Raw genomic sequence first — 1,496 nt, 5'->3', positions numbered from 1 at the left:
CACCGAAGGCGCCACCACGGACGGCCGCAACATCGACCGCGCCACCATCGAGCAGCTCGCCGCCACCTACAACCCGAAAACCTACGGCGCGCGCATCTGGCTGGAGCACATTCGCGGCATCCTGCCCGACAGCCAGTTCAAAGCCTACGGCGACGTGATCGCGGTGAAAGCCGAAGAGGTGGACACGGACAACGGCAAGAAACTGGCCCTGTTCGCGCAGATCGAACCCACGCCCGAGCTGGTGGCCATCAACAAGGCGAAACAGAAGCTGTACACAAGCCTGGAAATTCAGCCCGACTTTGCCGACTCGTCGCAGCCCTACCTGGTCGGCCTGGGCGTCACGGACAGCCCTGCCAGCCTGGGCACCGAAGCGCTGAAATTCTCCGCTGGCCGCAAGCAGCAAAGTGCCAACCTGTTTACCTCGGCCGTCGAGGTGACGCTGGAATTTGACGAGCCGCAGGGCACCAAGCTGGCCGACGCCGTCAAGAACCTGCTGTCGCGCTTCTCAAACAAATCCGGCAGCGACGCCGCGCAGTTCGCCGACATCAGCGAAGCCGTGCAGGCGCTGGCCGGCCACGTCGTCACCGCCAACGACAACTACGCCGATGCCGTGACGCGCCTGGAGAAAGCCGAAACAGCCTTGAAAGCCACGCAGGACGAACTGGCCGCCTTCAAGGCGCAGATGGACGAAGCGCCCGGCAACGGCCCGCGCCGCCCTGCCGCCACCGGCAACGACGGCGCCGTGCAGACCGAGTTTTAAGCGCCCACGCCATCACTCACACCCCATTCAACAACGGAGCACCGATATATGAAAAAGCAAACGCGCCAGGTATTTGGCCAATATGAAACCCGCCTGGGCCAACTGAACGACACGGACAACGTGGCCAAGACCTTCAGCGTCACGCCCAGCGTGCAGCAAAAGCTGGAAACGAAGATGCAGGAATCGAGCGAGTTCCTGTCGAAAGTGAACATCATCGGCGTGACCGAGCAGGAAGGCGAAAAGCTGGGCCTGGGCGTGTCCGGCCCGATTGCCGGCCGCACCAACACCAAGGACAAGGAACGCAAGACGCGCGACCTGTCCACCCTGGACGGCACTAAATACCGCTGCGAGCAAACCAATTTCGACACGCATTTGAACTATGCCAAGCTGGACGCCTGGGCCAAATTCCCCGACTTCCAGTCGCGCGTGGCCAATGCCATCCTGACGCGCCAGGCGTTAGATCGCATCGTCATCGGCTTCAATGGCGTAAAGGTCATGGCTGACACCGATCTGGACGCCAATCCGCTGCTGCAGGACGTGAATAAAGGCTGGCTGCAGCACCTGCGCGATCTGGCGCCCGAGCGCGTGCTGGGCCTGGTGGCCGCTGGCATGCCGGGCAAGGTCGTCATCGGTGACGTGGCCGATGCGGATTACGCCAACCTGGACGCAGCCGTGACGGACGCCGTCAACCTGCTGGACCCGTGGTATCAGGAAGACACCAACCTGGTGGCCATCG

The 1,496-nt window shown here is 62.6% G+C and carries 2 protein-coding genes; both read left to right on the top strand.

All coding sequences use genetic code 11. The features are described 5' to 3' along the window. Positions 1-760, top strand: a 760-nt coding sequence (locus JAB6_RS12655; protein WP_070303130.1) for a GPO family capsid scaffolding protein, incomplete at its 5' end; no start/stop codon positions are given. Positions 761-808: 48 nt separating this feature from the next. After that, the coding region (locus tag JAB6_RS12650) for a P2 family phage major capsid protein (protein ID WP_070303129.1) at positions 809-1,496 on the top strand (688 nt) is incomplete at its 3' end.

The organism is Janthinobacterium sp. HH104 (assembly GCF_001758715.1).
In the GTDB taxonomy this organism is placed as follows: Bacteria; Pseudomonadota; Gammaproteobacteria; order Burkholderiales; family Burkholderiaceae_D; genus Janthinobacterium; species Janthinobacterium aestuarii.
Note: the sequence above shows the minus strand (reverse complement) of the source record. Positions and strands in the feature narration are given on the sequence as shown.